Origin of the sequence: Streptomyces sp. NPDC020379, from assembly GCF_044387105.1 — a bacterium.
GTDB lineage: Bacteria > Actinomycetota > Actinomycetes > Streptomycetales > Streptomycetaceae > Streptomyces.
On sequence record NZ_JBIRVR010000032.1, the window covers coordinates 1 to 23,073 of the forward strand.

Annotated in this window: 15 protein-coding genes; 11 read left to right on the top strand and 4 right to left on the bottom strand. The window is 71.1% G+C overall.

Translation table 11 applies throughout. The features are described from left to right. Positions 1-227: 227 nt before the first annotated feature. Positions 228-1,478, bottom strand: a complete 1,251-nt coding sequence (locus tag ACH427_RS29795) for a hypothetical protein (protein ID WP_398874466.1) — start codon at positions 1,476-1,478, stop codon at positions 228-230. A 179-nt stretch (positions 1,479-1,657) separates the two neighbouring features. Here ACH427_RS29795 and mtnA point away from each other — a divergent pair, with 179 nt between their 5' ends. The 7 genes from mtnA to ACH427_RS29830 all read left to right on the top strand — a co-directional run bounded on the left by mtnA (position 1,658) and on the right by ACH427_RS29830 (position 10,439). Continuing rightward, a complete protein-coding gene (gene mtnA, locus ACH427_RS29800) occupies positions 1,658-2,827 on the top strand; it encodes an S-methyl-5-thioribose-1-phosphate isomerase (RefSeq protein WP_398874468.1) in 1,170 nt (389 codons plus the stop codon). 129 nt (positions 2,828-2,956) lie between these two features. Beyond that, positions 2,957-3,634 (top strand): two-component system response regulator MtrA, encoded by a 678-nt coding sequence (mtrA, locus tag ACH427_RS29805; RefSeq protein ID WP_361525340.1) that lies wholly within the window; start codon positions 2,957-2,959, stop codon positions 3,632-3,634. 1 nt (position 3,635) lies between these two features. After that, positions 3,636-5,684 carry an MtrAB system histidine kinase MtrB gene (mtrB, locus tag ACH427_RS29810; protein WP_398874470.1) on the top strand — a complete coding sequence of 683 codons (2,049 nt, stop codon included), beginning with the start codon at positions 3,636-3,638 and terminating at the stop codon, positions 5,682-5,684. Next, positions 5,674-7,494: an LpqB family beta-propeller domain-containing protein gene (locus ACH427_RS29815; protein ID WP_398874472.1), complete on the top strand. Its 1,821-nt coding sequence runs from the start codon at positions 5,674-5,676 to the stop codon at positions 7,492-7,494. The genes mtrB and ACH427_RS29815 overlap by 11 nt, the downstream gene beginning before the upstream one ends. Before the next feature lie 199 nt (positions 7,495-7,693). Continuing rightward, entirely contained in the window at positions 7,694-8,509 is an 816-nt protein-coding gene (locus tag ACH427_RS29820; protein WP_398874474.1) for a ComF family protein, read from the top strand. A 249-nt stretch (positions 8,510-8,758) separates the two neighbouring features. Next, positions 8,759-9,448, top strand: coding sequence for a ribosome hibernation-promoting factor, HPF/YfiA family (gene hpf / locus ACH427_RS29825; RefSeq protein ID WP_398874476.1), 690 nt, complete (start codon positions 8,759-8,761; stop codon positions 9,446-9,448). Positions 9,449-9,695: 247 nt separating this feature from the next. Next, positions 9,696-10,439, top strand: coding sequence for a response regulator (locus ACH427_RS29830; RefSeq protein ID WP_398874479.1), 744 nt, complete (start codon positions 9,696-9,698; stop codon positions 10,437-10,439). Positions 10,440-10,528: 89 nt separating this feature from the next. Here the strand turns inward: ACH427_RS29830 and ACH427_RS29835 are convergent, their stop codons facing one another. After that, positions 10,529-11,743, bottom strand: a complete 1,215-nt coding sequence (locus ACH427_RS29835; RefSeq protein WP_398874481.1) for a winged helix-turn-helix domain-containing protein — start codon at positions 11,741-11,743, stop codon at positions 10,529-10,531. Positions 11,744-11,813: 70 nt separating this feature from the next. After that, positions 11,814-12,407 carry a GNAT family N-acetyltransferase gene (locus ACH427_RS29840; RefSeq protein WP_398874483.1) on the bottom strand — a complete coding sequence of 198 codons (594 nt, stop codon included), beginning with the start codon at positions 12,405-12,407 and terminating at the stop codon, positions 11,814-11,816. Between the two features lie 280 nt (positions 12,408-12,687). On the opposite strand from ACH427_RS29840, the gene secA reads away from it, so the two are divergent. After that, positions 12,688-15,513 carry a preprotein translocase subunit SecA gene (gene secA, locus ACH427_RS29845; protein WP_398874485.1) on the top strand — a complete coding sequence of 942 codons (2,826 nt, stop codon included), beginning with the start codon at positions 12,688-12,690 and terminating at the stop codon, positions 15,511-15,513. A 63-nt stretch (positions 15,514-15,576) separates the two neighbouring features. Here the strand turns inward: secA and ACH427_RS29850 are convergent, their stop codons facing one another. After that, on the bottom strand, positions 15,577-16,023 hold the full coding sequence (locus tag ACH427_RS29850) for an Rv3235 family protein (protein WP_398874487.1): 447 nt from the start codon (positions 16,021-16,023) through the stop codon (positions 15,577-15,579). Positions 16,024-16,357: 334 nt separating this feature from the next. On the opposite strand from ACH427_RS29850, the gene ACH427_RS29855 reads away from it, so the two are divergent. The 3 genes from ACH427_RS29855 (at position 16,358) to ACH427_RS29865 (ending at position 23,049) form a co-directional block, all read left to right on the top strand. After that, positions 16,358-16,861 carry a DUF6912 family protein gene (locus ACH427_RS29855; protein ID WP_398874489.1) on the top strand — a complete coding sequence of 168 codons (504 nt, stop codon included), beginning with the start codon at positions 16,358-16,360 and terminating at the stop codon, positions 16,859-16,861. Between the two features lie 74 nt (positions 16,862-16,935). Beyond that, a complete protein-coding gene (locus ACH427_RS29860) occupies positions 16,936-17,607 on the top strand; it encodes an HAD family hydrolase (RefSeq protein ID WP_398874491.1) in 672 nt (223 codons plus the stop codon). A gap of 429 nt (positions 17,608-18,036) precedes the next feature. After that, positions 18,037-23,049 carry an NAD-glutamate dehydrogenase gene (locus ACH427_RS29865; protein WP_398874493.1) on the top strand — a complete coding sequence of 1,671 codons (5,013 nt, stop codon included), beginning with the start codon at positions 18,037-18,039 and terminating at the stop codon, positions 23,047-23,049. Positions 23,050-23,073 lie beyond the last annotated feature (24 nt).

Below are 23,073 nucleotides of genomic sequence, written 5' to 3' on the forward strand. Positions count from 1 at the left end.
TTTCAGCGCCGATGGTACTGCATGGGGGACCGTGTGGGAGAGTAGGACGCCGCCGAACAAATTTTAGCCTCAGGCCCTGGGTCATAGACCCGGGGCCTGAGGCATTTTTGCGTTCAGGGCCGATGCGGCTCGATAAAGAACGTGCTCGATAAAGAACGTCCGGGAAATACGTCCGGAATACGTCGGGCCCGGGATCAGGAGATCCCGGGCCCGACGTATTCGATGAATTACTTGCCCGCACCCGCGGCACGTGCGAGTTCCAGGTCGAGGGATTCACGGCGGATGCGCTGGTCGGTGTAGAGCAGCGCGGTGACCGCGGCCGTGACCGGGAATGCGAGGGTGGAGCTGATGACCGCGCCGACGCCGGCGACGATGAGCGTAGGCCAGCTGGTGACGTCACTGTCGGAGCCGCCCGACACGAGCGACTCCACGACACCCACCGGCATCTGCGCGATCATGGAAACCACGAAGGTGAGCGCCACGGCGAGGAGCTGGACGCCGAAGACGCGCCACCAGGACCCGCGCACCAGCTTCGCCGAGCGGCGCATGCTCGCGATGACGCCCTGCTTCTCCAGCATCAGCGCCGGCACCGCCAGGCTGTAGCGGATCCACAGCCAGGCACCGGCCACCACCGATCCCAGGCCGCCCAGCAGCGCGAGCGCGGCGCCCGCCGACTCCGCGCCCGCCGCGGTGACCAGCATGCCGATGCCCAGCCCGACGGCGAGGACACCGCAGACCATCAGCGGCAGCAGCACCAACAGGCCGCACATCCGGCCCAGTTGGGGCCGTGCGCTCCGCCATGCCTCGCCGATCGAGGTCGTACGCCCAAGAATCGCGTGGCTGACCATGACCATCAGCATGCCCGTGGCGATGATCGAGCCGATCAGACCGATCGCCCAGGCGATGCCCACGCCGCCCAGGCTGCTGCCTATGGCATCCAGGAGTTCCCGGGGGGACACGGTCTCGGAATCGGCGAGCGACTGGAGGTCCGGCGTGTGCCGGAACCACAGGCCGGTGACCACGGTCGCCACCGCCTGGGTGCCCACCGCGAGGGCGAACGAGATCCCCAGGGCCGTACGCCACTGGACACGCACGGTCCGGATGGCGGCGTCGATGATCTCGCCGACGGCGAGTGGCCGCAGGGGGATCACGCCGGGCTGGGGAGCCTGCGCCGGAGGCGTCCAGTTCCCCCAGCCGCCACTGGCGGCGGCCTGCGGCCGCCGGCCCCCGCCGGCGGGCTGCTGCGGCCCGGGGTTGGCACGGGCGCGCTCCCGGGTGGTGCGGCGGGTCTGCGGGGGGACCGTGGAGGGCGTGGACCACTGGCCGGCGGGCGGCTGCTCGTCGGCCCACTGCGAGGAGCGTGCGTCCTCGCCGGTGCCGGGCGCCCCGTCCGCGGGGGTGGGCTCCTGCGGAGCGGCCGGGGGCCGCTCCTCGGAAGGGGAGGGTCCGGGCGAGTTCCGGCCCGGAGTGTCGTTCATCTGTCTGTCGCTCCTTCTCGGTACCCGTCCGCCGGTGTGGCTCCGGGCCATTGCCGGCAATCGTGTCACGCTGCCCGGACGGCCGGCGGTGCTCGCGGCGGGGCCGGCGAGGGGCTCGTACGGGGGAGGAATGGAAAGGGGACCTTCAATAGTCGCCTCCCGCCGGGCAGACTGGACAGATGGCTGATCACTTCGCGGCACGCGTGGATCTCGTCGGATGTCCCCTCTCTCCCGCCCTGCGGTGGGACGAGCTGCCGGAAGGGCCCGTGGTCGTGCTCCTCGACCAACGGCGGCTGCCGGCCGAGGAGGTGGAGCTGCTGTGTACGGACGTGCCCGCGCTGGTGGAGGCGATACGCACGCTCGCGGTGCGGGGCGCACCGCTGCTCGGCGTCGCGGGTGCCTACGGCGTGGCCCTGGCCGCGGCCCGGGGCTTCGACGTTGAGGACGCCGCCGAGCTGCTGGCCCACGCGCGGCCGACGGCCGTCAACCTCGCGTACGGGGTGCGGCGGGCGGCCCGTGCGTACGAGGAGGCGCTCAAGGGGGGTGCGGACGGGAGGCGGGCCGCCGCGGCCGCGCTCGCCGAGGCCCGCGTCCTGCACCAGGAGGACGCCGAGGCCAGCGCGCGCATGGCGGCCCACGGCCTGACGCTGCTGGACGAGCTGCTGCCGGGCGGTGGCTATCGCCTCCTCACCCACTGCAACACGGGTGCGCTGGTCTCCGGAGGCGGCGGTACCGCCTTCGCGGTGGCCTCCGCCGCCCATGGTGTGGGACAGCTGAGGCGCCTGTGGGTGGACGAGACCCGTCCGCTGTTGCAGGGCGCGCGGCTCACGGCGTACGAGGCGGCGCGCGCCGGCATGGCGTACACCCTGCTCACCGACAACGCCGCGGGTTCGCTCTTCGCGGCGGGCGAGGTGGACGCCGTGCTGATCGGCGCGGACCGGATCGCCGCCGACGGTTCGGTGGCGAACAAGGTGGGCAGCTATCCGCTGGCGGTGCTGGCCCGCTATCACCATGTGCCGTTCGTCGTCGTGGCCCCGACCACGACGGTGGATCTGGGAACGCCGGAGGGTGCCGCGATCGAGGTGGAGCAGCGGCCGGGGCACGAGGTGACGGAGTTCTCCGCGCCCGCGGTGGCGGGCATGACCGCGGAACCGGGGGCGGGAGTGCCCGCGGCGCCGCTGGGCACCCAGGCGTACAACCCCGCCTTCGACGTCACACCGCCCGAGCTGGTGACCGCCCTCGTCACGGAGAACGGGGTGGTCTCGCCGGTCACCCGGGCCGGGCTGGCCGAGCTGTGTGCCGGGCGGGGAAAGGGAAAGGCCGCGGGCGGGGCCGAATTCCCGGCATGATGTCCCCGGCCGCCGAAGAGGGCGGATGATCTCCGAGGTCAACGGGACACACCGAAGAATGCCATTCACCACAGGTGAGCTGAGTCACCCGGCTCTATGGACCGGATGCGAAAATGGGATGATGTCGATATGAAGGGACGCGTCCTTGTCGTCGACGACGACACCGCACTGGCCGAGATGCTCGGCATTGTGCTGCGTGGTGAGGGTTTCGAGCCGTCGTTCGTAGCGGACGGCGACAAGGCACTTGCTGCTTTTCGTGAGGTAAAACCAGATCTTGTGCTGCTCGATCTCATGCTGCCCGGACGGGACGGCATCGAGGTGTGCAGGCTCATCCGGGCCGAGTCCGGGGTGCCGATCGTGATGCTGACGGCGAAGAGCGACACGGTCGATGTGGTGGTCGGGCTGGAGTCCGGCGCCGACGACTACATCGTCAAGCCGTTCAAGCCGAAGGAGCTGGTGGCCCGCATCCGGGCCCGCCTGCGCAGGTCCGAGGAGCCGGCGCCGGAGCAGCTGACGATCGGCGATCTGGTCATCGACGTGGCCGGGCACTCGGTCAAGCGCGAGGGGCAGTCCATCGCGCTGACCCCGCTGGAGTTCGACCTGCTCGTGGCGCTGGCCCGCAAGCCCTGGCAGGTGTTCACCCGCGAGGTGCTCCTGGAGCAGGTCTGGGGCTACCGCCACGCGGCGGACACGCGCCTGGTGAACGTGCATGTGCAGCGGCTGCGCTCCAAGGTCGAGAAGGACCCGGAGCGCCCGGAGATCGTGGTGACCGTCCGCGGCGTGGGCTACAAGGCCGGGCCGAGCTGACATGTCGGGCAACGGTGCCGCTCCGGAGTGGGGCGCGGGGCGGCCCGTCGAGACGGCGGGCGGCATATCTCTCTTCCGGCGGCTGTGGCGCGCCGGACGGCTGCTGCCCGACGGCGCGGCCGCCGGGCCGGTGCATCCGGTGCTGCGGCTGTACGTGCGCTGGGTGAGGCGTCCGCTGCTGCCCGCGATGCGGCTGTGGCGGCGGAACATCCAGCTGCGGGTGGTGGCCACCACCCTGCTGATGTCGGTCGGCGTGGTGCTGCTGCTCGGGCTCGTCGTCATCGGGCAGGTGCGCAACGGCCTGCTGGAGGCCAAGCGGCACGCCTCGCAGAGCCAGGCGGAGGGCGGTTTCAAGGCCGCCCGGGACTTCGCGGACGGCACCGACAACCGTGGGCAGGACACCTCGCAGTCCGGCGTCCGGGGCATGGACTCCGGCACCTGGCTGACGACCTTGGTGCAGCAGCTCTCCAGCGGTGGCCAGGGCGTCTATCACGTGGTGGCCCTCAGCGCGGACACCAGTGACGCCGCCGTGGGCGCCCGTGGCCCGCGTGCTTCCGGGGACATCGACCCCGAGCACAGCATCCCCGCCGACCTGCGGAAACAGCTGAACACCCAGACGGGAGCGCTGGAGCGGTCCGCGTCGATCAAGCACAGCGCCTCGGACGAGGGCGAGCCCGCGCTGGTGGTCGGCAAGCGGCTGTACGACAACAACAACAAGCCGTACCAGCTCTATTACCTCTTCCCGTACACCCAGGAGGAGAAGTCGCTGACCCTGGTCAAGACCACGCTGGCGACCGCCGGGGTGTTCGTGGTGGTGCTGCTGGGCGCCATCGCGTGGCTGGTGGTGCGGCAGATCGTCACGCCCGTACGGATGGCGGCCGGGATCTCCGAGCGGCTCGCGGCGGGTGTCCTCCAGGAGCGGATGAAGGTCACCGGCGAGGACGACATCGCCCGTCTGGGTGAGGCCTTCAACAAGATGGCACAGAACCTCCAGGTCAAGATCCAGCAGCTGGAACAGCTGTCCCGGATGCAGCGCCGCTTCGTGTCCGATGTCTCCCACGAGCTGCGCACGCCACTGACGACGGTGCGCATGGCGGCGGAGGTCATCCACGAGGCGCGTGACGACTTCGATCCGGTGACCGCGCGCTCGGCGGAGCTGCTCTTCGGGCAGGTCGACCGCTTCGAGTCGCTGCTGTCGGACCTGCTGGAGATCAGCCGGTTCGACGCGGGGGCGGCGGCGCTGGAGGCCGAGCCCATCGACCTGCGGGACGTCGTGAACCGTGTGGTCGACGGCGCCCTGCCGCTGGCGGAGCGCAAGGGCAGCAAGCTGCTCGTACGGGGCGACGAACAGCCGGTGATCGCGGAGTCCGACGCGCGGCGCGTGGAGCGCGTGCTGCGGAATCTCGTGGTCAACGCCGTCGAGCACGGCGAGGGCCGGGACGTGGTGATACGGCTCGCGGCGGCGGGCGGCGCGGTCGCGGTCGCGGTGCGCGACTACGGTGTGGGGCTCAAGCCGGGCGAGGCGACGCGTGTCTTCAACCGCTTCTGGCGGGCCGACCCGGCGCGGGCCCGTACGACCGGTGGCACCGGTCTCGGCCTGTCGATCGCGGTGGAGGACGCCCGGCTGCACGGCGGCTGGCTCCAGGCGTGGGGCGAGCCGGGCGGCGGTTCGCAGTTCCGGCTGACGCTGCCGAGCACGGCCGGGGACACGCTGCGCGGTTCGCCGATCCCGCTGGAGCCCGAGGATTCGCGGCGCAACCGCGGACTGAACGAGGCCGGGGTGCCGCTCGGCGTCTCCGGCCGTGGCGGGTCCGTGCCGGCGCAGCCCGGGCCGCAGGGTCCCGGGCCCGCGCCCGTACCGGCGCAGACGCGGAGCACGCCCGCCGTCGACCCGGCGGCGCTGCCGGGCAGCGGGGCGCGCGTGGTGGCCCGGCAGGGCGGGGCGGCGCCGTACGACAAGAGCGCGGACACCTCGGACAGAGAGCTGAAGGGCACCGACGGCGAGGCCGGGGCCGGTACGGGACGTGAGGGGCAGGCGCGTGGGCGCTGAACGCGGACGCCGCAACCGGCTCGCAGGTCTCGCCGCGCTGGCGCTGAGCGGCGCGCTGCTGGCCGGCTGCGCGTCGATGCCGGACAGCGGCGAGGTCACGTCGGTGGACTCCTCGCAGCGCGCGGACGCCGACTCGCAGGTGCGGGTCTACGGCGTGGCGCCGCACAAGGGCGAGCAGCCGCAGGACTTGGTGACGGGCTTCCTGGAGGCCACGACCAGCGACGACCCGGACTACGCCACGGCCCGGATGTACCTGTCGAAGAACGTGAAGCGGAAGTGGAATCCGTCCGAGGTGACGACGGTGCTCTCCGAGCCGCCGAAGGTGGACGTCTCACGCACGGGTGACCGGAATCAGGACTTCACGATCACGCTGAACGGCAAGCAGGTCGCCAAAGTCGACGACAAGCACGCCTACAAGCCGGACGAGCGGGACTACAGCACGCGGATCCGGGTGGCGCTGGAGGACGGTGAGTGGCGCATCGACGCGCTGCCGCCGGGACTGGTGCTCGGGCTCGCGGACTTCCAGCGCATCTACCGCTCGGTCAACAAGTATTACTTCGCCGAGCTGGGGGCGAGCGGTGTGGGGCAGGGCCGCAATGTGCTCGTCGCCGACCCCGTCTATCTGCGCAAGCGCATAGATCCGGTGACGTCCTCGGTGAAGGCGCTGCTGGACGGGCCGACGACGTGGCTCGACCCGGTCGCGACGACGGCCTTCCGCGAGGGCACGCGGGTGGTCGACCAGCGGCTGTCCCTGGACGACTCCAACGCCCTGAAGGTGCGGCTCAACGACCGGGCGAACGGCACCAGTGAGGAGCAGTGCCTGCGGATGGCCGCGCAGGTCCTCTACACGGTGCAGGACCAGTCGGCCAAGGTCAGCCAGGTGACGCTGCAGCGCGAGAACGGCTCCCAGATGTGTGTGCTGCAGCGGGACCAGGCGCGGTGGTACGCACCGGACCAGACGGCGGGTCATCCGGACCGGCAGTATTTCGTCGACGCGCAGCACCGGATGGTGAGCATCGCGGACGGCGAGGAGGAGCCGCGGCGGGTCCCGGGTCCGTTCGGCGCGGACGCCCCGGTGCAGCTGCGCTCGGTCGCGGTGTCCCGTGACGAGAAGCGGGCCGCGGGGGTGGCGGCCAACGGGCAGTCGCTGTACGTCGCCGGGCTGGAGCAGGGGGCGCCGCTGGGCGACCCGCGGCTGACGGTGCGGGGCGCGGGGGCCAAGGCGGGTCTGACGGCGCCGAGTTGGGACGGGCTGGGTGACCTGTGGGTCGCGGACCAGGACCCGGACCGGCCGCGCCTGCTGCGCCTGCCGGGCGGTACGGGGACGCCGGAGGAGGTCCAGGTGCCCCGGCTCGACGGCGGGCGGATCACCGGGCTGCGGGTGGCCGCGGACGGTGTGCGCGTCGCGCTGCTGGTGACGAAGGGCGACCGGACGACGCTGAAGCTGGGGCGCGTGGAGCGGCACGGCGGAGTCGGGCGGATGACGCTCTCGGTGCAGGAACTGCGTTCCGTGGCGCCGAGGTTGGAGCAGGTCGACGCGGTGTCCTGGGCGGGCGGCAGCCGCCTGCTGGTGGCGGGCAGCGAGCAGAACGGCCTCCAGCAGCTGCTGTACATCGAGACCGACGGCTCGCTGTCGAACGCCTCGGCGCTGCCCGGCATCACCGGGGTGCGCGGGATCGCCGCCGCGGAGAACGCGGCCAAGGCGCCGACGCTGGTCGCCGAGCGCGACGGCGGGATCGTACGGCTGCTCCAGGACACCAACTGGAAGCTGCTGACGAAGGAAGGCTCGGCGCCGGTCTACCCGGGGTGAGGGGCGCTCGCGCCCTCGGGAAGTTCGAGGGTGCGCTGCTTCATTTGAGGGTGCTGTGCTTCAGCAGGGCTGTTCGATGTGTGCTGTGCCCTTTGTGGTCCGTGGTGCTTCTGAGTGTGACCAATGGTTCTCCTGAGGTTGTGACCGGGAGTTATCCACAGGGGTGGCAGGGGTTGCCATGCCGCGGGACAGTAGGGCCATGCGCAGGTGGTGGCAGGAGATCACCGGCCTGGTGCTGCCGGTCGACTGCGCGGGGTGCGGCCGGTGGCGGACGGTGCTGTGTGAGGAGTGCCGCGCGGCGCTGAGCGGGTCCCGGGCCCGCCGTGTGTGGCCGGACCCGGTGCCGGTGGGGCTGCCGCCCGTGCACGCCGCGGCGCGGTACGGCGACAGGGTGCGATCGGTGCTGCTCGCGCACAAGGAACGGGGCGCGCTGGCGCTGGCGGGCCCGCTGGGGGCCGCACTGGCGGGAGCGGTGCGTGCGGTGGTGGAGGGGGCGGACGGGGGCGAGGGGGAGGTGGGGAGGGGCGGGGGAGGCCCCCTGCTGCTCGTTCCCGTCCCCTCCGCGAGGCATGCCGTCGCCGCCCGGGGGCACGATCCGGGGCGGCGGATCGCTCTCGCGGCCGCGGGTGTGCTGCGGCGGGCCGGGCTTCCCGCGCGGACGGCGACGGTGCTGCGGCAGCGCAGGGCCGTCGCGGATCAGGCCGGGCTGGACGCCCGGCAGCGGCGGGCGAATGTGTCCGACGCATTAGGGGTACTCAAGGGGGCAGAGGGGCTGTTGTGTCAGAAGGGTCCGGTGGTGCTGGTGGATGACCTGATGACGACGGGAGCGTCGCTGAGCGAGGCGGCGCGGGCCGTGTCCCTGGCCGGAGGCCGGCTCCTCGGGGCGGCCGTGGTCGCCACTGTCGAGCGTACGCCTGCCGAGCCGGCGCCGCGCATAAGCGGAACCCTCGGAGAACGCCACTCGTTGACGAGGGAAACGGCAGGAAAACACCTGAATGGGGGTACGCCCCGGTAGGGGCTACCGACAGGCGTCCGGGCGAGATATGTTCGGTTGTGAGGAATGGCAAGAGCTATGCCTCATATCTCCGAATGGCGCTTTTCCTGTGCTTTCGAAGAAGCTTGGAGTCGATGGGGTGTAGATCTTGTCGATGGGGCAGGAGGAGGTGAAACCGCCGAGTCGGTGGCTCCGGGGTGCCCCCGGGGCTTGTTGCAAGAGGGATGCGCTCCGCATCTTCAGCGGGGCGATCCGGGAACGGAGTTCTGCGTGGACATCGTCGTCAAAGGCCGCAAGACCGAGGTGCCCGAGCGCTTTCGCAAGCACGTGGCCGAGAAGCTGAAGCTGGACAAGATCCAGAAGCTCGACGGCAAGGTGATCAGCCTCGACGTCGAGGTGTCCAAGGAGCCCAACCCCAGGCAGGCCGACCGCTCCGACCGGGTGGAGATCACGGTGCGTTCGCGTGGACCGGTGATCCGGGCGGAGGCGGCGGCAGCCGATCCGTACGCCGCGCTGGACCTCGCCACCAGCAAGCTGGAAGCGCGGCTGCGCAAGCAGAACGACAAGCGTCACAGCCGCAGGGGCAACGGACGCATTCCCGCGAGCGATGCCGCGTCGACCGTCATCGGTGCCGCGGAGCTCAACGACAGCGGTGAACTCACCGTGGAGCAGGCGATGGACGGAGTCCCGGTCACCCGCATGGGACCGCTCGAGGTTCAGGGCGAAGGCCCCCTGGTGGTCCGGGAGAAGACCCACACCGCCGCTCCGATGACGCTCGACCAGGCGCTCTACGAAATGGAGTTGGTCGGCCACGACTTCTATCTGTTCGTCGACTCCGAGACCAAGCTGCCCAGTGTCGTCTACCGGCGGCACGCCTACGACTACGGCGTCATCCGTCTCAACGCCGACCCGCTGTTCGAAGCGGAGCCCGGCGGGGCGGGCGGAGCGCTCGGCGGCTGAGCCGGGAGGCCCGGCAGGCGGCCGAAGCCTCTCGCGGCCCGCGTCGTAGACATCCATCCAATGGTGCCCTCGGAGCGCTCAGGCGCTCCCTGGGCACCCTGTGCGACGGCGGGAGCACCGCCCGGTTGCGCGGCATGAAATCATGACGGTCGGCCAACCACCGGCCCGCCGAAACCGGTTGGGGTGGCGGTGCACTGTGCAACCGCGAGGGACTCTGGGCCTTCAGGGGTCTCCAGGGGGAGGAACGATGGCGGACAGGTTCGGGCCGGTGCTCGTGCCCGGCGAGGACGACGACGAGAGTGTCTGCGCGGACCGGGGCGGCACGCGCGCGGAGCCCATCAGGGTCCTGGTGGTGGACGACCACGCGCTCTTCCGCCGGGGGCTGGAGATCGTCCTCGCGCAGGAGGAGGACATCCAGGTCGTCGGCGAGGCCGGGGACGGTGCGGAGGCGGTCGACAAGGCCGCCGACCTGCTGCCGGACATCGTGCTGATGGATGTGCGGATGCCCAAGCGCGGCGGCATCGAGGCGTGCACCTCCATCAAGGAGGTGGCCCCCAGCGCCAAGATCATCATGCTGACGATCAGCGACGAGGAGGCCGATCTCTACGACGCCATCAAGGCGGGGGCGACCGGCTATCTCCTCAAGGAGATCTCCACCGACGAGGTGGCCACCGCGATCCGGGCGGTCGCCGACGGGCAGTCGCAGATCAGCCCGTCCATGGCCTCCAAGCTGCTCACCGAGTTCAAGTCGATGATCCAGCGCACGGACGAGCGCCGGCTGGTGCCCGCGCCCCGGCTCACCGACCGTGAGCTGGAGGTGCTCAAGCTCGTCGCCACCGGGATGAACAACCGCGACATCGCCAAGGAGTTGTTCATCAGCGAGAACACCGTGAAGAACCACGTGCGGAACATTCTGGAGAAGCTTCAGTTGCACTCCAGGATGGAGGCCGTGGTCTACGCGATGCGGGAGAAGATCCTGGAGATCCGCTGAGGGCGGGCGGGGCGTGGCTGCCTCCGGCTGGGGACCGGGGGCCATCCCCCCCCGGGGGGGCGCGGGATCGGTGAAAGCGGCCGCGCCGGTCAGCCGAGGGCGGTGACCAGGGCCGCGGCCAGCTTCGCGTCGTCGCAGCGCTCTATGCGCACGGAGTCGCAGCCCACCCACTCGGCCGCCTCGCGCAGTGCCTGTGCCATGGGTGCCACGGCCCTGGGCCCGTCGAGGGAGACCTGGCGGGCCACCAGGGTGCTGCCCTCGCGGGCCGGGTCGACCCGCCCGGCCAGCCGTCCGCCCGTCAGCAGCGGCATCGCGAAATAGCCGTGCACCCGCTTCGGCTTGGGCACATACGCCTCCAGCCGGTGCGTGAAGCCGAAGATCCGCTCCGTGCGCGGCCGGTCCCAGATCAGCGAGTCGAACGGTGAGAGCAGCGTCGTACGGTGCCGGCCGCGCCCCTCACCGGCCAGCGCCCGCGGATCCGCCCACGCCCGCTTGGACCACCCGGCGACCTCGACCGGCACCAGCCCCGTGGCCTCGATCACCGCGTCCACCTGCTCGCCCTTGAGGCGGTGGTAGTCCGCGAGGTCGGCCCGGGTCGCGACGCCCATCGCCGCGCCCGCCTGGGTGACCAGGCGCCGTACGCACTCCAGGTCCTCCAGGTCGTCGTGGAAGAGGGCGTCCGGGACGGCGCGCTCCGCCAGGTCGTACACCCGCTTCCAGCCGCGCCGCTCGGTGCACACGACCTCGCCCGTGTCGAGCAGCCACTCCACGGCGATCTTCGTCTCGGACCAGTCCCACCAGGGGCCGCCGTTCTTGGCTCCGCCCAGCTCCGTGGCCGTCAGCGGACCATCCGCTGCGATCCGGTCGCGGACGGCGGCGCAGGAGCGCTCCGGCTCCTTCATCACGTGCCAACGGTGCCCGCGCGCCTGGAACGCCCGCCGCCGGAAGGCGAAGAGCGGCCACTCCTCGATGGGCAGGAGGCACGCGGCGTGCGACCAGTATTCGAAGCTGTGCGGCGGCTCGGCGGCCGTGCGCGGCGTCCAGTAGGCGGACTCGACCGCGGCGCGCCCGACCGCGCCCAGCCGTGCGTACGGCACCAGCTCGTGCGAGCGGGCCAGCACCGAGATCGTGTCCAGCTGCACCGCGCCCAGCCGCCGCAGCACCCCGCGCACCCCGGCCCGCCGGTCGGGGACGCCCAGGAGCCCCTGGGCCCGCAGCGCGATGCGCCGCGCCTCGTCGGCGGAGAGCCGGTGCTCGGCGCGTGGACCCTTGGCAGCGGCGGCAGTTGTCATGCTGGAGACCATGACGCCAGCGTAGATCCCGGCACTGACAACGCCCGGGTCGGCCGGGCCTGTTCGGTCTGGGCCCGTTCGGTCAGGCCCGTTCGGGGAACGGCAGGTAAGGGGTCACGGTCGGCAGGCCCAGGTCCGAGGGGAGCAGCGAGCCGACCCAGGCGTCGCGGCGCGTACCGGCGTACGGGATCTTCGCGCGCTGGGTGCCCTCCATGCGGAAGCCCACCTTCAGGGCGACCGCGCGGGAACCGGTGTTCCCGGCCTCCGCGTACCACTCCAGCCGCTCCACGCCGAGCTCCTCGAACCCCCAGCGGGCCACCTCGCGGGCGCCCTCCGTGGTGTAGCCCCGGCCGCGCCGCTCCTTGGCGGTCCAGTAGCCGAGCTCGGCCTGCCGCTCGGGGGAGCGCAGCTGGGCGAGCCGCACCAGGCACATCGACCCGACCAGTTGACCCTCGTCACGGGTGAACAGGCCCCAGGTGTACATCGAGTCGTCGCGCCAGCCCGCCGGGCAGGTCTCCTCCAGGAAGGTCCGCGCGTCCTCGCGGGTGTAGGGGGAGGGGACGCTGGTGTAGCGCGGGATGTCCGGGTCCTGGCAGGCCGCGTGCACGGCGTCCACGTCGGACGGAGTGAAGGGGCGCAGCGTCAGGCGCGGGGTGGTGAGGGAGAGGGGTTCCATGCGGGGAGTGTGGTCGTCGGCCGCGGTCCCGGGCGAGTGATTTTCCCCGTTGACGTCGATCGCGGAGAAATGTCACAGGCCCGGCACCTTCGGGTGGTGCCGTTCGTTCACCGTGCGGGTGACACCCGGCCCAGGACCTGACGGACCTCCCGGCGCGGCGGGGTCCTCGCTTACGATGGCCGTTGCGGCGGGGACTGTCCCGTCGTGCCCGCGCACCCTCCCCCTGCCTGCGGCGGGGGCAGCCCCAGTGCCAGGCCCGACCGGCAAGGAGTCAGCCTACGTGTCCGTCTTCGGCAAGATCATGCGTGCAGGAGAAGGCAAGATCCTGCGCAAGCTGCACCGCATCGCGGACCAGGTCAATTCCATCGAAGAGGACTTCCTCAGCCTCTCCGACGCCGAGCTGCGCGCGCTGACCGACGAGTACAAGCAGCGGTTGGCCGACGGGGAGTCCCTGGACGACCTGCTCCCCGAGGCGTTCGCGACCGTCCGTGAGGCCGCCAAGCGCGTGCTCGGCCAGCGGCACTACGACGTCCAGCTGATGGGCGGCGCCGCCCTGCACCTGGGCTATGTCGCGGAGATGAAGACCGGTGAGGGCAAGACCCTGGTCGGCACCCTCCCGACGTATCTGAACGCCCTGTCGGGCAAGGGTGTCCACCTGATCACCGTCAATGACTATCTGGCGGAGCGCGACTCCGAGCTGATGGGCCGGGTGCACAAGTTCCTCGGTCTGTCGGTCGGCTGCATCCTCGCCAACATGACGCCCGCGCAGCGCCGCGAGATGTACAACTGCGACATCACGTACGGCACGAACAACGAGTTCGGCTTCGACTATCTGCGCGACAACATGGCCTGGTCGCAGGACGAGCTGGTGCAGCGCGGGCACAACTTCGCGGTGGTCGACGAGGTCGACTCCATCCTCGTCGACGAGGCCCGTACGCCGCTGATCATCTCCGGCCCGGCCGACCAGGCCACCAAGTGGTACGGCGACTTCGCCAAGCTGGTCACCCGCCTGAAGAAGGGCGAGCCGGCCAACCCGCAGAAGGGCATCGAGGAGACCGGCGACTACGAGGTCGACGAGAAGAAGCGCACCGTCGCCATCCACGAGTCCGGCGTCTCCCGCGTCGAGGACTGGCTGGGCATCGACAATCTCTACGAGTCGGTCAACACCCCCCTCGTCGGCTATCTGAACAACGCCATCAAGGCGAAGGAACTGTTCAAGAAGGACAAGGACTACGTCGTCATGGACGGCGAAGTCATGATCGTCGACGAACACACCGGCCGTATCCTCGCCGGCCGCCGTTACAACGAGGGCATGCACCAGGCGATCGAGGCGAAGGAAGGGGTGGACATCAAGGACGAGAACCAGACCCTGGCCACCATCACCCTCCAGAACTTCTTCCGCCTCTACAGCAAGCTCTCCGGCATGACCGGTACGGCGATGACCGAGGCCGCCGAGTTCCACCAGATCTACAAGCTCGGCGTGGTGCCGATCCCGACCAACCGGCCGATGGTCCGCAAGGACCAGTCCGACCTCATCTACCGCACCGAGGTCGCCAAGTTCGACGCCGTGGTCGAGGACATCGCGGAGAAGCACGAGAAGGGCCAGCCGATCCTGGTCGGCACGACCTCCGTCGAGAAGTCGGAGTACCTCTCGCAGCAGCTCGCCAAGCGCGGCATCCAGCACGAGGTGCTCAACGCCAAGCAGCACGACCGGGAGGCGACGATCGTCGCCCAGGCCGGCCGCAAGGGCGCCGTCACCGTCGCCACCAACATGGCCGGCCGTGGCACCGACATCAAGCTCGGCGGCAACCCCGACGACCTCGCCGAGGCCGAGCTGCGCCAGCGCGGCCTGGACCCGGTGGAGCACGTCGAGGAGTGGGCGGCCGCCCTGCCGGACGCCCTGGAGCGTGCCGAGGCCGCGGTGAAGGCGGAGTTCGAGGAGGTCAAGGCGCTCGGCGGGCTCTATGTGCTGGGCACCGAGCGCCATGAGTCCCGCCGCATCGACAACCAGCTGCGCGGCCGTTCCGGCCGTCAGGGCGACCCGGGCGAGTCCCGGTTCTACCTCTCGCTGGGTGACGACCTGATGCGCCTGTTCAAGGCCCAGATGGTCGAGCGCGTGATGGCCATGGCCAACGTCCCCGACGACGTGCCGATCGAGAACAAGATGGTCACCCGGGCCATCGCCTCCGCCCAGTCGCAGGTCGAGCAGCAGAACTTCGAGACGCGTAAGAACGTCCTGAAGTACGACGAGGTGCTCAACCGCCAGCGCGAGGTCATCTACGGCGAGCGCCGCCGCGTCCTGGAGGGCGAGGACCTGCACGAGCAGGTCAAGCACTTCATGGACGACACCATCGACGACTACATCCGCCAGGAGACCGTCGAGGGCTTCGCCGAGGAGTGGGACCTGGAGCGGCTGTGGGGCGCCTTCAAGCAGCTCTACCCCGTGAAGGTCACCATCGAGGAGCTGGAGGACGCCGCGGGCGACCGCGCGGGCATCACGGCGGAGTTCATCGCGGAGTCCATCAAGGACGACATCCACGAGCAGTACGCCGCCCGTGAGGAGCAGCTCGGCTCGGACATCATGCGTGAGCTGGAGCGGCGCGTGGTGCTGTCCGTCCTGGACCGCAAGTGGCGTGAGCACCTCTACGAGATGGACTACCTCCAGGAGGGCATCGGCCTGCGCGCCATGGCCCAGAAGGACCCCCTGGTGGAATACCAGCGCGAGGGCTTCGACATGTTCCAGGCCATGATGGAGGGCATCAAGGAGGAGTCCGTCGGCTATCTGTTCAACCTGGAGGTCCAGGTCGACCAGCAGCTGGAGGAGGTCCCCGTCCAGGACCGCGGCGAGCGCCCGTCCCTGGCGAAGGAGCCCCAGGACGCCGTCGTCGCCGGTGCCCGTCCGGAGATCCGCGCCAAGGGCCTCGACGCCCCGCAGCGGCCGGACCGGCTGCACTTCTCGGCCCCCACGGTCGACGGTGAGGGCGGTGTCGTCGAGGGCGACTTCGTCGGCGACGAGGGCCCGACGCGCTCCCCGGCGGACGGCATGACCCGCGCCGAGCGGCGCAAGGCCCAGAAGAACAGCGGTGGCCGCCGCCGCAAGAAGTAATTCCGGCGGGCGGTGACACGAGGCGGGGGCGGGGCACACGGTGCTCCGCCCCCGCCTCGCGCGCTAGGCGCGCGCCCCGCCGAGCTCGACGGCCGCGCACCGCCACCGCTGGTCCGTGCCGTGCTCCAGACGGAAGGCGAGCGCCTGGAGCCGGTCGCCGGAGACGATCCGGGCGAACGCCTCGATCACCCCGGGCCGGGGCCGGAACTCGTCGCAGTGCCGGACGAAGGGCGTACGGCCCGGCGGCGGGGGCCGCAGCGGGGCCCGCGGGGCCAGCGCGGCGAGCTGGTCGTAGGCGTCGCCCACGGTGTGCCCGAGCATCCAGTGCACCGGGCGCTGGCCGCTGAGGGTGAGCAGCAGCCGGTTGGCGAACCAGTAGCGCGGCAGGCCCTCGCGCTCGCGGCGGCGGGCCGCCGCGTCGGGGTGCGGGCGCCTGCTGTCGGCGCGCCGCGGCGGGCCGGTCCTGGCCGCCCGTGCGGGCCTGGCCGGTCCGGTGGTGGTGCGCTGCATGCCGATCGCCCCCGCGATGCCGGGCCCGGTGCCGATGCCGGGCGGTGGCCTCTCCTTGTGGTCTTTGTGGATCTTCTACCGGCGGCCCGCTGAGGGCGGCAAGGACGCGTGGGCGCGGGCCGGGCGGCAGACCGGTTTCCCCTATCAGGGGCCTGTCGGGCCCAAGGGGCACAGGAGAGCGTTTCGGCGGCCCGGCGGGACTGGAAGTCCCTGGGGCGGCAAGCGGGGGGAGAAAGCGCCTCCACCGGGTCTCCCGGCACTCCGAAGGGGGACTCCCGCCGTATGCTGGCAGCGCGTTCTTTCAGGCTTCAGGATCTTCAGGAAAGCAGCGGTCATGCGCGTCTACGTCCCCCTGACCCTCCCCGGTCTCGCCGAGGCGCACCGGACCGGCCAGCTGGGGCCCGCCCCGCTGCACGCCTTCGCCGTCACCCCCGCGCTGCGCGAGTGGTATCTCTCCGACGACGTCGAGGAGCTGGAGTACGCGGCCCTCGGCCGGGCCGCCGAGGCGTCGCTGCGGATGCTCGCCGGTGACCCGGACGCCGCCCGCCGGCGCGTCGTCGTCGCCGTCGACGTGCCCGAGGGCGCCGCGACCACCGACCCCGACCAGGGCCTGGAGCAGTCCACGCTGGGCCGGGTGCGGCTGGCCTCCGCCGTGCCGCTGGCGAAGGCGGCGGCCGTGCACCTCGACTCCGGTGACGCCGAGGCGGATGTCGCGGCCGCGGCGGCCGCGCTGGGCGCCGCCGACCAGGGCGACGACGACGCGCAGTTCACCGTGGACGGCGCGGAGGACCACGACCTGATGTGGTTCGGCGTCCAGGAGATCGCCGGCCTCATCTGAGGAACGCCCTGGTGGGCGCGGGTGCCCGGGGGCTTCGGGCGGCGTTGTCAGTCCAGGTCGGTACCGTCGGGTCCATGGGGAATCACGGGGCGCACATCATCTGGGACTGGAACGGCACGCTGTTCCACGACACCGACGCGGTGATGGCGGCGACGAACGCCGCCTTCGCCGAGATCGGCCTGGAGCCGATCACGCTGGAGCGGTACCGGGAGCTGTACTGCGTCCCGATCCCGCGGTTCTACGAGCGGCTGATGGGCCGTCTCCCCACCCGGGCCGAGTGGGACCACATGGACCTGGTCTTCCAGCGGCACTACCGTGACCACTCCCCGCGCTGCGGCCTCGCCGACGGTGCCGAGGGTCTGCTGGAGAGCTGGCAGGGGGCGGGCGGCACCCAGTCGATCCTGTCGATGTTCGGGCACGACGAGCTCGTGCCCCTCGTCCGCGGTTTCGGCATCGAGCGCAGATTCGTCCGCGTCGACGGGCGCACCGGCCCCTCGGGCGGCAGCAAGGCCGAGCACATGGCCCGTCACGTCGCCGGGCTCGACGGCATACCCCCTCGGCGCGCCGTGGTGATCGGCGACGCCGTCGACGACGCGGTCGCGGCGGCCCACGTGGGCGCCCACGCGGTGCTCTACACCGGGGGGTCGCACAGCCGGGGCAGCCTCGGTGAGGCGGGTGTGACGGTGGTCGACAGCCTGGCGGAGGCCGTCGCCGAGGCGGAGCGGCTCGTCGGCGCCGCTCGCTGAGGCGCGGGGGAGCGGGCCGCGCACGGACCCGGCTGAGGACACCGGCTGGGGACAAAGGGGGGCAAGTGACGCTTGAGGAAGAGTTGAGCGGAGAGGGGCGCCGCGTCGCTGTCCAGACCGTCAAAGTTCGGGCCCGGGTTTTGTACACAAACGGCTCATGACGCTTCCCCGGGGAAGAGCGATAGCCTTACCAGGTGATCAGCGCGATATCCAGCAGGGGCGACGACGCCCCTGTCCTGCGCCCGGAGTGCCACCGCACCCGGGCCGCCGCTGGTCCCCGCACCTGGGCACCTCTGACGAATCTCGTCAAGAAAGGCCCGGTCACCTCTCATTCCGGCATAACGTCGAGGACGACCGGATACCCCGTGTCGCGGCGTGATGCCTTCACCGTCTATGTCACGCAACGGCGCGCGACAGGAGCCAGAGGACATGCAGACCAAGCTGGACGAAGCCAAGGCCGAGTTGCTCGAACGGGCGGCCCGCGTCGCTGAGAACAGCCCGGCCGGGGGGCAACAACCGACTGGGCCGAAGGGTGAGGGCAGTCTCGACCCGGAGACGTTGACCGCCTTTCTCCAGCGCTACTACCTGCACACCGCGCCCGAGGACCTCAGCGGCCGGGATCCGGTCGACGTCTTCGGCGCCGCGCTCTCGCACCACCGGCTCGCGGAGAACCGGCCGCAGGGTACCGCCAATGTGAGGGTGCACACACCGACGGTCGAGGAGAACGGCTGGACGTGCAGCCACTCCGTCGTCGAGGTCGTCACCGACGACATGCCCTTCCTGGTCGACTCCGTCACCAATGAGCTCTCCCGCCAGGGCCGCGGCATCCACGTCGTGATCCACCCCCAGGTCGTCGTGCGCCGTGACCTCACCGGCCGCCTCCTGGAGGTCCTCGGCTCCAACTGCGACGCCCACGGCGACGGCAAGGACGCCGTCCTGCCGCACGACGCCCTCACCGAGTCGTGGATCCACGTCGAGATCGACCGCGAGACCGACCGCGGTGACCTCAAGCAGATCACCTCCGACCTGCTGCGCGTCCTGTCCGACGTCCGCGAGGCCGTCGAGGACTGGGAGAAGATGCGCGACGCCGCGCTGCGCATCGCCGAGGAGCTGCCGTCCGAGCCCTCCGCCCCCGATGTGCCCGAGTCCGAGGTGAGCGAGGCCCGCGAGCTGCTGCGCTGGCTGTCCGCCGACCACTTCACCTTCCTCGGCTTCCGCGAGTACGAGCTGGCGAAGATCTCCACCGACGGCGGCGAGGAGGACGTGCTCAGCGCCGTCCCCGGCACCGGCCTCGGCATCCTGCGCTCGGACCCCACGCACCACGACGAGGGCCACCACGCCGGCCCCCTCGGCTCCCACCTGGCCCGCCCGGCGTCCCCGTCCTTCAACCGGCTTCCGGCGGACGCCCGCGCCAAGGCCCGTGAGCACAAGCTGCTCGTGCTGACCAAGGCCAACAGCCGCGCCACCGTGCACCGCCCCTCCTACCTCGACTACGTCGGGGTGAAGAAGTTCGACGCCGACGGCAACGTCATCGGCGAGCGCCGTTTCCTGGGCCTGTTCTCCTCCGCCGCGTACACCGAGTCGGTGCGCCGGGTCCCCGTCGTCCGCCGCAAGGTCGCCCAGGTGCTGGCCGACGCCGGGTTCACGCCCGACAGCCACGACGGTCGCGACCTGCTCCAGATCCTGGAGACCTACCCGCGCGACGAGCTCTTCCAGACGCCGGCCGACCAGCTGCGCACCGTCGCCACCAGCGTCCTCTACCTCCAGGAGCGCCGCCGCCTGCGGCTCTACCTCCGCCAGGAGACCTACGGGCGCTACTACTCCGCCCTCGTCTACCTGCCGCGCGACCGCTACACCACGGGCGTCCGGCTGCGGCTGATCGACATCCTCAAGGAGGAGCTCGGCGGCACCAGCGTCGACTTCACCGCGTGGAACACCGAGTCGGTCCTCTCCCGGCTGCACTTCGTCGTCCGCGTCGAGCCGGGCGCCACCCTGCCCGACCTCACCGACGCCGACGTCGAGCGCATCGAGGCCCGCCTGGTCGAGGCCGCCCGCTCCTGGGCGGACGGCTTCGCCGAGACGCTCACCGCAGAGGTGGGCGAGGAGCGCGCCGCCGAGCTGCTGCGCCGCTACGGCCAGGCGTTCCCCGAGGGCTACAAGGCCGACCACAATCCGCGCAGCGCCGTCTCCGACCTCGGTCACCTGGAGAAGCTGACCACGGCCGGCGGCGACCGCGACTTCGAGCTCAGCCTCTACGAGCCGGTCGGCGCGGGCCCCGGCGAGCGCCGCTTCAAGATCTACCGCACCGGTGAGCCGGTCTCCCTCTCCGCCGTCCTGCCGGTGCTCCAGCGCCTCGGCGTCGAGGTCGTCGACGAGCGCCCGTACGAGCTGCGCTGCTCGGACCGGACGACCGCCTGGATCTACGACTTCGGGCTGCGGATGCCCGAGCGGGTCGAGGGCGACGACGCGCGCACCCGCTTCCAGGAAGCCTTCGCGGCCGTGTGGACGGGCGCCGCGGAGAACGACAACTTCAACAAGCTGGTGCTGGAGGCCGGTGTCGACTGGCGCCAGGCGATGGTGCTGCGGGCCTACGCGAAGTACCTCCGGCAGGCCGGGTCGACCTTCAGCCAGGCGTACATGGAGGACACTCTCAGCAACAACGTCCACACCACGCGCCTGCTGATCAACCTCTTCGAGGCCCGGATGTCGCCGGCGCTCCAGCGCGCCGGGCACGAGCTGATCGACGGGCTGCTGGAGGAGCTGGACGGCGCCCTCGACCAGGTCGCGAGCCTGGACGAGGACCGCATCCTGCGGGCCTTCCTCACGGTCATCAAGGCCACCCTGCGCACCAACCACTTCCAGCGCACCAGCGCCGGTCTGCCCCACGCCTATCTGTCCATCAAGCTCGACCCGCAGGCCATCCCCGACCTCCCGGCGCCCCGCCCGGCGTACGAGATCTGGGTCTACAGCCCGCGCGTCGAGGGTGTGCACCTGCGGTTCGGCAAGGTCGCGCGCGGTGGTCTGCGCTGGTCCGACCGGCGTGAGGACTTCCGCACCGAGGTGCTCGGCCTGGTCAAGGCGCAGATGGTGAAGAACACCGTCATCGTGCCGGTGGGCGCCAAGGGCGGCTTCGTCGGCAAGCGGCTGCCGGACCCGTCGCTGGACCGCGACGCCTGGCTGGCCGAAGGCATCGCCTCGTACAAGACCTTCATCTCGGGTCTGCTCGACATCACCGACAACATGGTCGGCGGCGAGGTCGTGCCCCCGAAGGACGTCGTGCGGCACGACGGTGACGACACCTATCTGGTCGTCGCCGCCGACAAGGGCACCGCGACCTTCTCCGACATCGCCAACGAGGTCGCCGAGTCGTACGGCTTCTGGCTCGGTGACGCCTTCGCGTCCGGCGGCTCCGCGGGCTACGACCACAAGGGCATGGGCATCACCGCCCGCGGCGCCTGGGAGTCCGTCAAGCGGCACTTCCGGGAGCTGGGACACAACACCCAGACCGAGGACTTCACGGTCGTCGGCGTCGGTGACATGTCCGGTGACGTGTTCGGCAACGGCATGCTGCTGTCGGAGCACATCCGGCTGGTGGCCGCCTTCGACCACCGCCACATCTTCCTCGACCCCACCCCGGACGCGGCCGTCTCCTACGCCGAGCGCCGCCGTCTGTTCGAGCTGCCCCGGTCCTCCTGGGCGGACTACGACACGAGCCTGCTGTCGCAGGGCGGTGGCATCCACCCGCGTACGGCCAAGTCGATCCCGGTCAACGCGCACGTCCGGGCCGCCCTCGGCATCGAGGCGGGCGTCACCAAGATGACCCCCGCCGAGCTGATGAAGGCGATCCTGCGCTCGCCGGTCGACCTGCTGTGGAACGGCGGCATCGGCACGTATGTGAAGGCGTCCACCGAGTCGCACGCCGATGTCGGTGACAAGGCCAACGACGCGATCCGCGTCGACGGCCAGGACCTGCGGGTGAAGGTCGTCGGCGAGGGCGGCAACCTCGGTCTGACGCAGCTGGGCCGCATCGAGTTCGCGCGCGCCGGCGGGCCGGAGGCCACCGGCGGCCGGGTGAACACGGACGCCATCGACAACAGCGCCGGTGTGGACACCTCCGACCACGAGGTGAACATCAAGATCCTGCTGAACGCGCTGGTCACCGACGGCGACATGACCGTCAAGCAGCGCAACAAGCTGCTGGCGGAGATGACCGACGAGGTCGGCGAGCTGGTCCTGCGCAACAACTACGCGCAGAACGTGGCCCTGGCCAACGCCGTCGCCCAGGCGCCCAGCCTGCTCCACGCCCATCAGCGGATCATGCGCCGGCTGACCCGCGACGGTCACCTGGACCGCGCGCTGGAGTTCCTGCCCACCGACCGGCAGATCCGCGAGCGCCTCTCGGCGGGCCGCGGGCTCACCCAGCCGGAGCTGGCGGTCCTGCTCGCCTACATCAAGATCACGACGTCCGAGGAGCTGCTGGCCACCGACCTGCCGGACGACCCGTATCTGGAGCGGCTGCTGTACGCCTACTTCCCGCAGGCGCTGCGCTCCTCCTTCGGCGAGCAGATCGACGGGCACGCGCTGCGCCGGGAGATCATCACGACGGTCCTGGTCAACGACACGGTCAACAGCGGCGGTTCCACCTTCCTGCACCGTCTGCGGGAGGAGACCGGGGCGTCGCTGGAGGAGATCGTCCGGGCGCAGACCGCGGCCCGGGAGATCTTCGGCCTGGGCAAGGTCTGGGACGCCGTCGAGGCGCTCGACAACCTGGTGCCGGCCGAGGTGCAGACCCGCGTCCGGCTGCATTCGCGCCGCCTCGTCGAGCGCGGCACCCGCTGGCTGCTCAACAACCGGCCGCAGCCGCTCCAGCTCGCCGAGACCATCGAGTTCTTCCGGGACGGCGTGGCGGCGGTCTGGTTCCAGCTGCCGAAGCTGCTCAAGGGCGCCGACAGCGAGTGGTGGCAGTCCATCCGCGACGAGCTGGTCGCGTCCGGCGTGCCGGACGACCTGGCCGTCCGGGTGGCCGGTTTCTCCTCCGTCTTCCCGGCGCTGGACATCGTCGCCATCGCGGAGCGCGGCGGCAAGGAGCCGCTGGACGTGGCCGAGGTCTACTACGACCTGGGCGACCGGCTGCACATCACCCAGCTGATGGACCGGATCATCGAGCTGCCGCGCTCCGACCGCTGGCAGTCCATGGCCCGCGCCTCCATCCGTGAGGACCTCTACGCGGCCCACGCGGCGCTCACCGCGGACATCCTGTCCGTGGGCAACGGCGCCTCCACGCCGGAGCAGCGCTTCCGGACGTGGGAGGAGAAGAACGCGGCGATCCTCGGCCGGGCGCGCACCACGCTCGACGAGATCCGCGGCTCGGACGCCTTCGACCTGGCCAACCTGTCGGTCGCGATGCGGACGATGCGGACGCTGCTGCGGACGCACAGCTGACGCCTGGATGAACAGAGGGCGGCC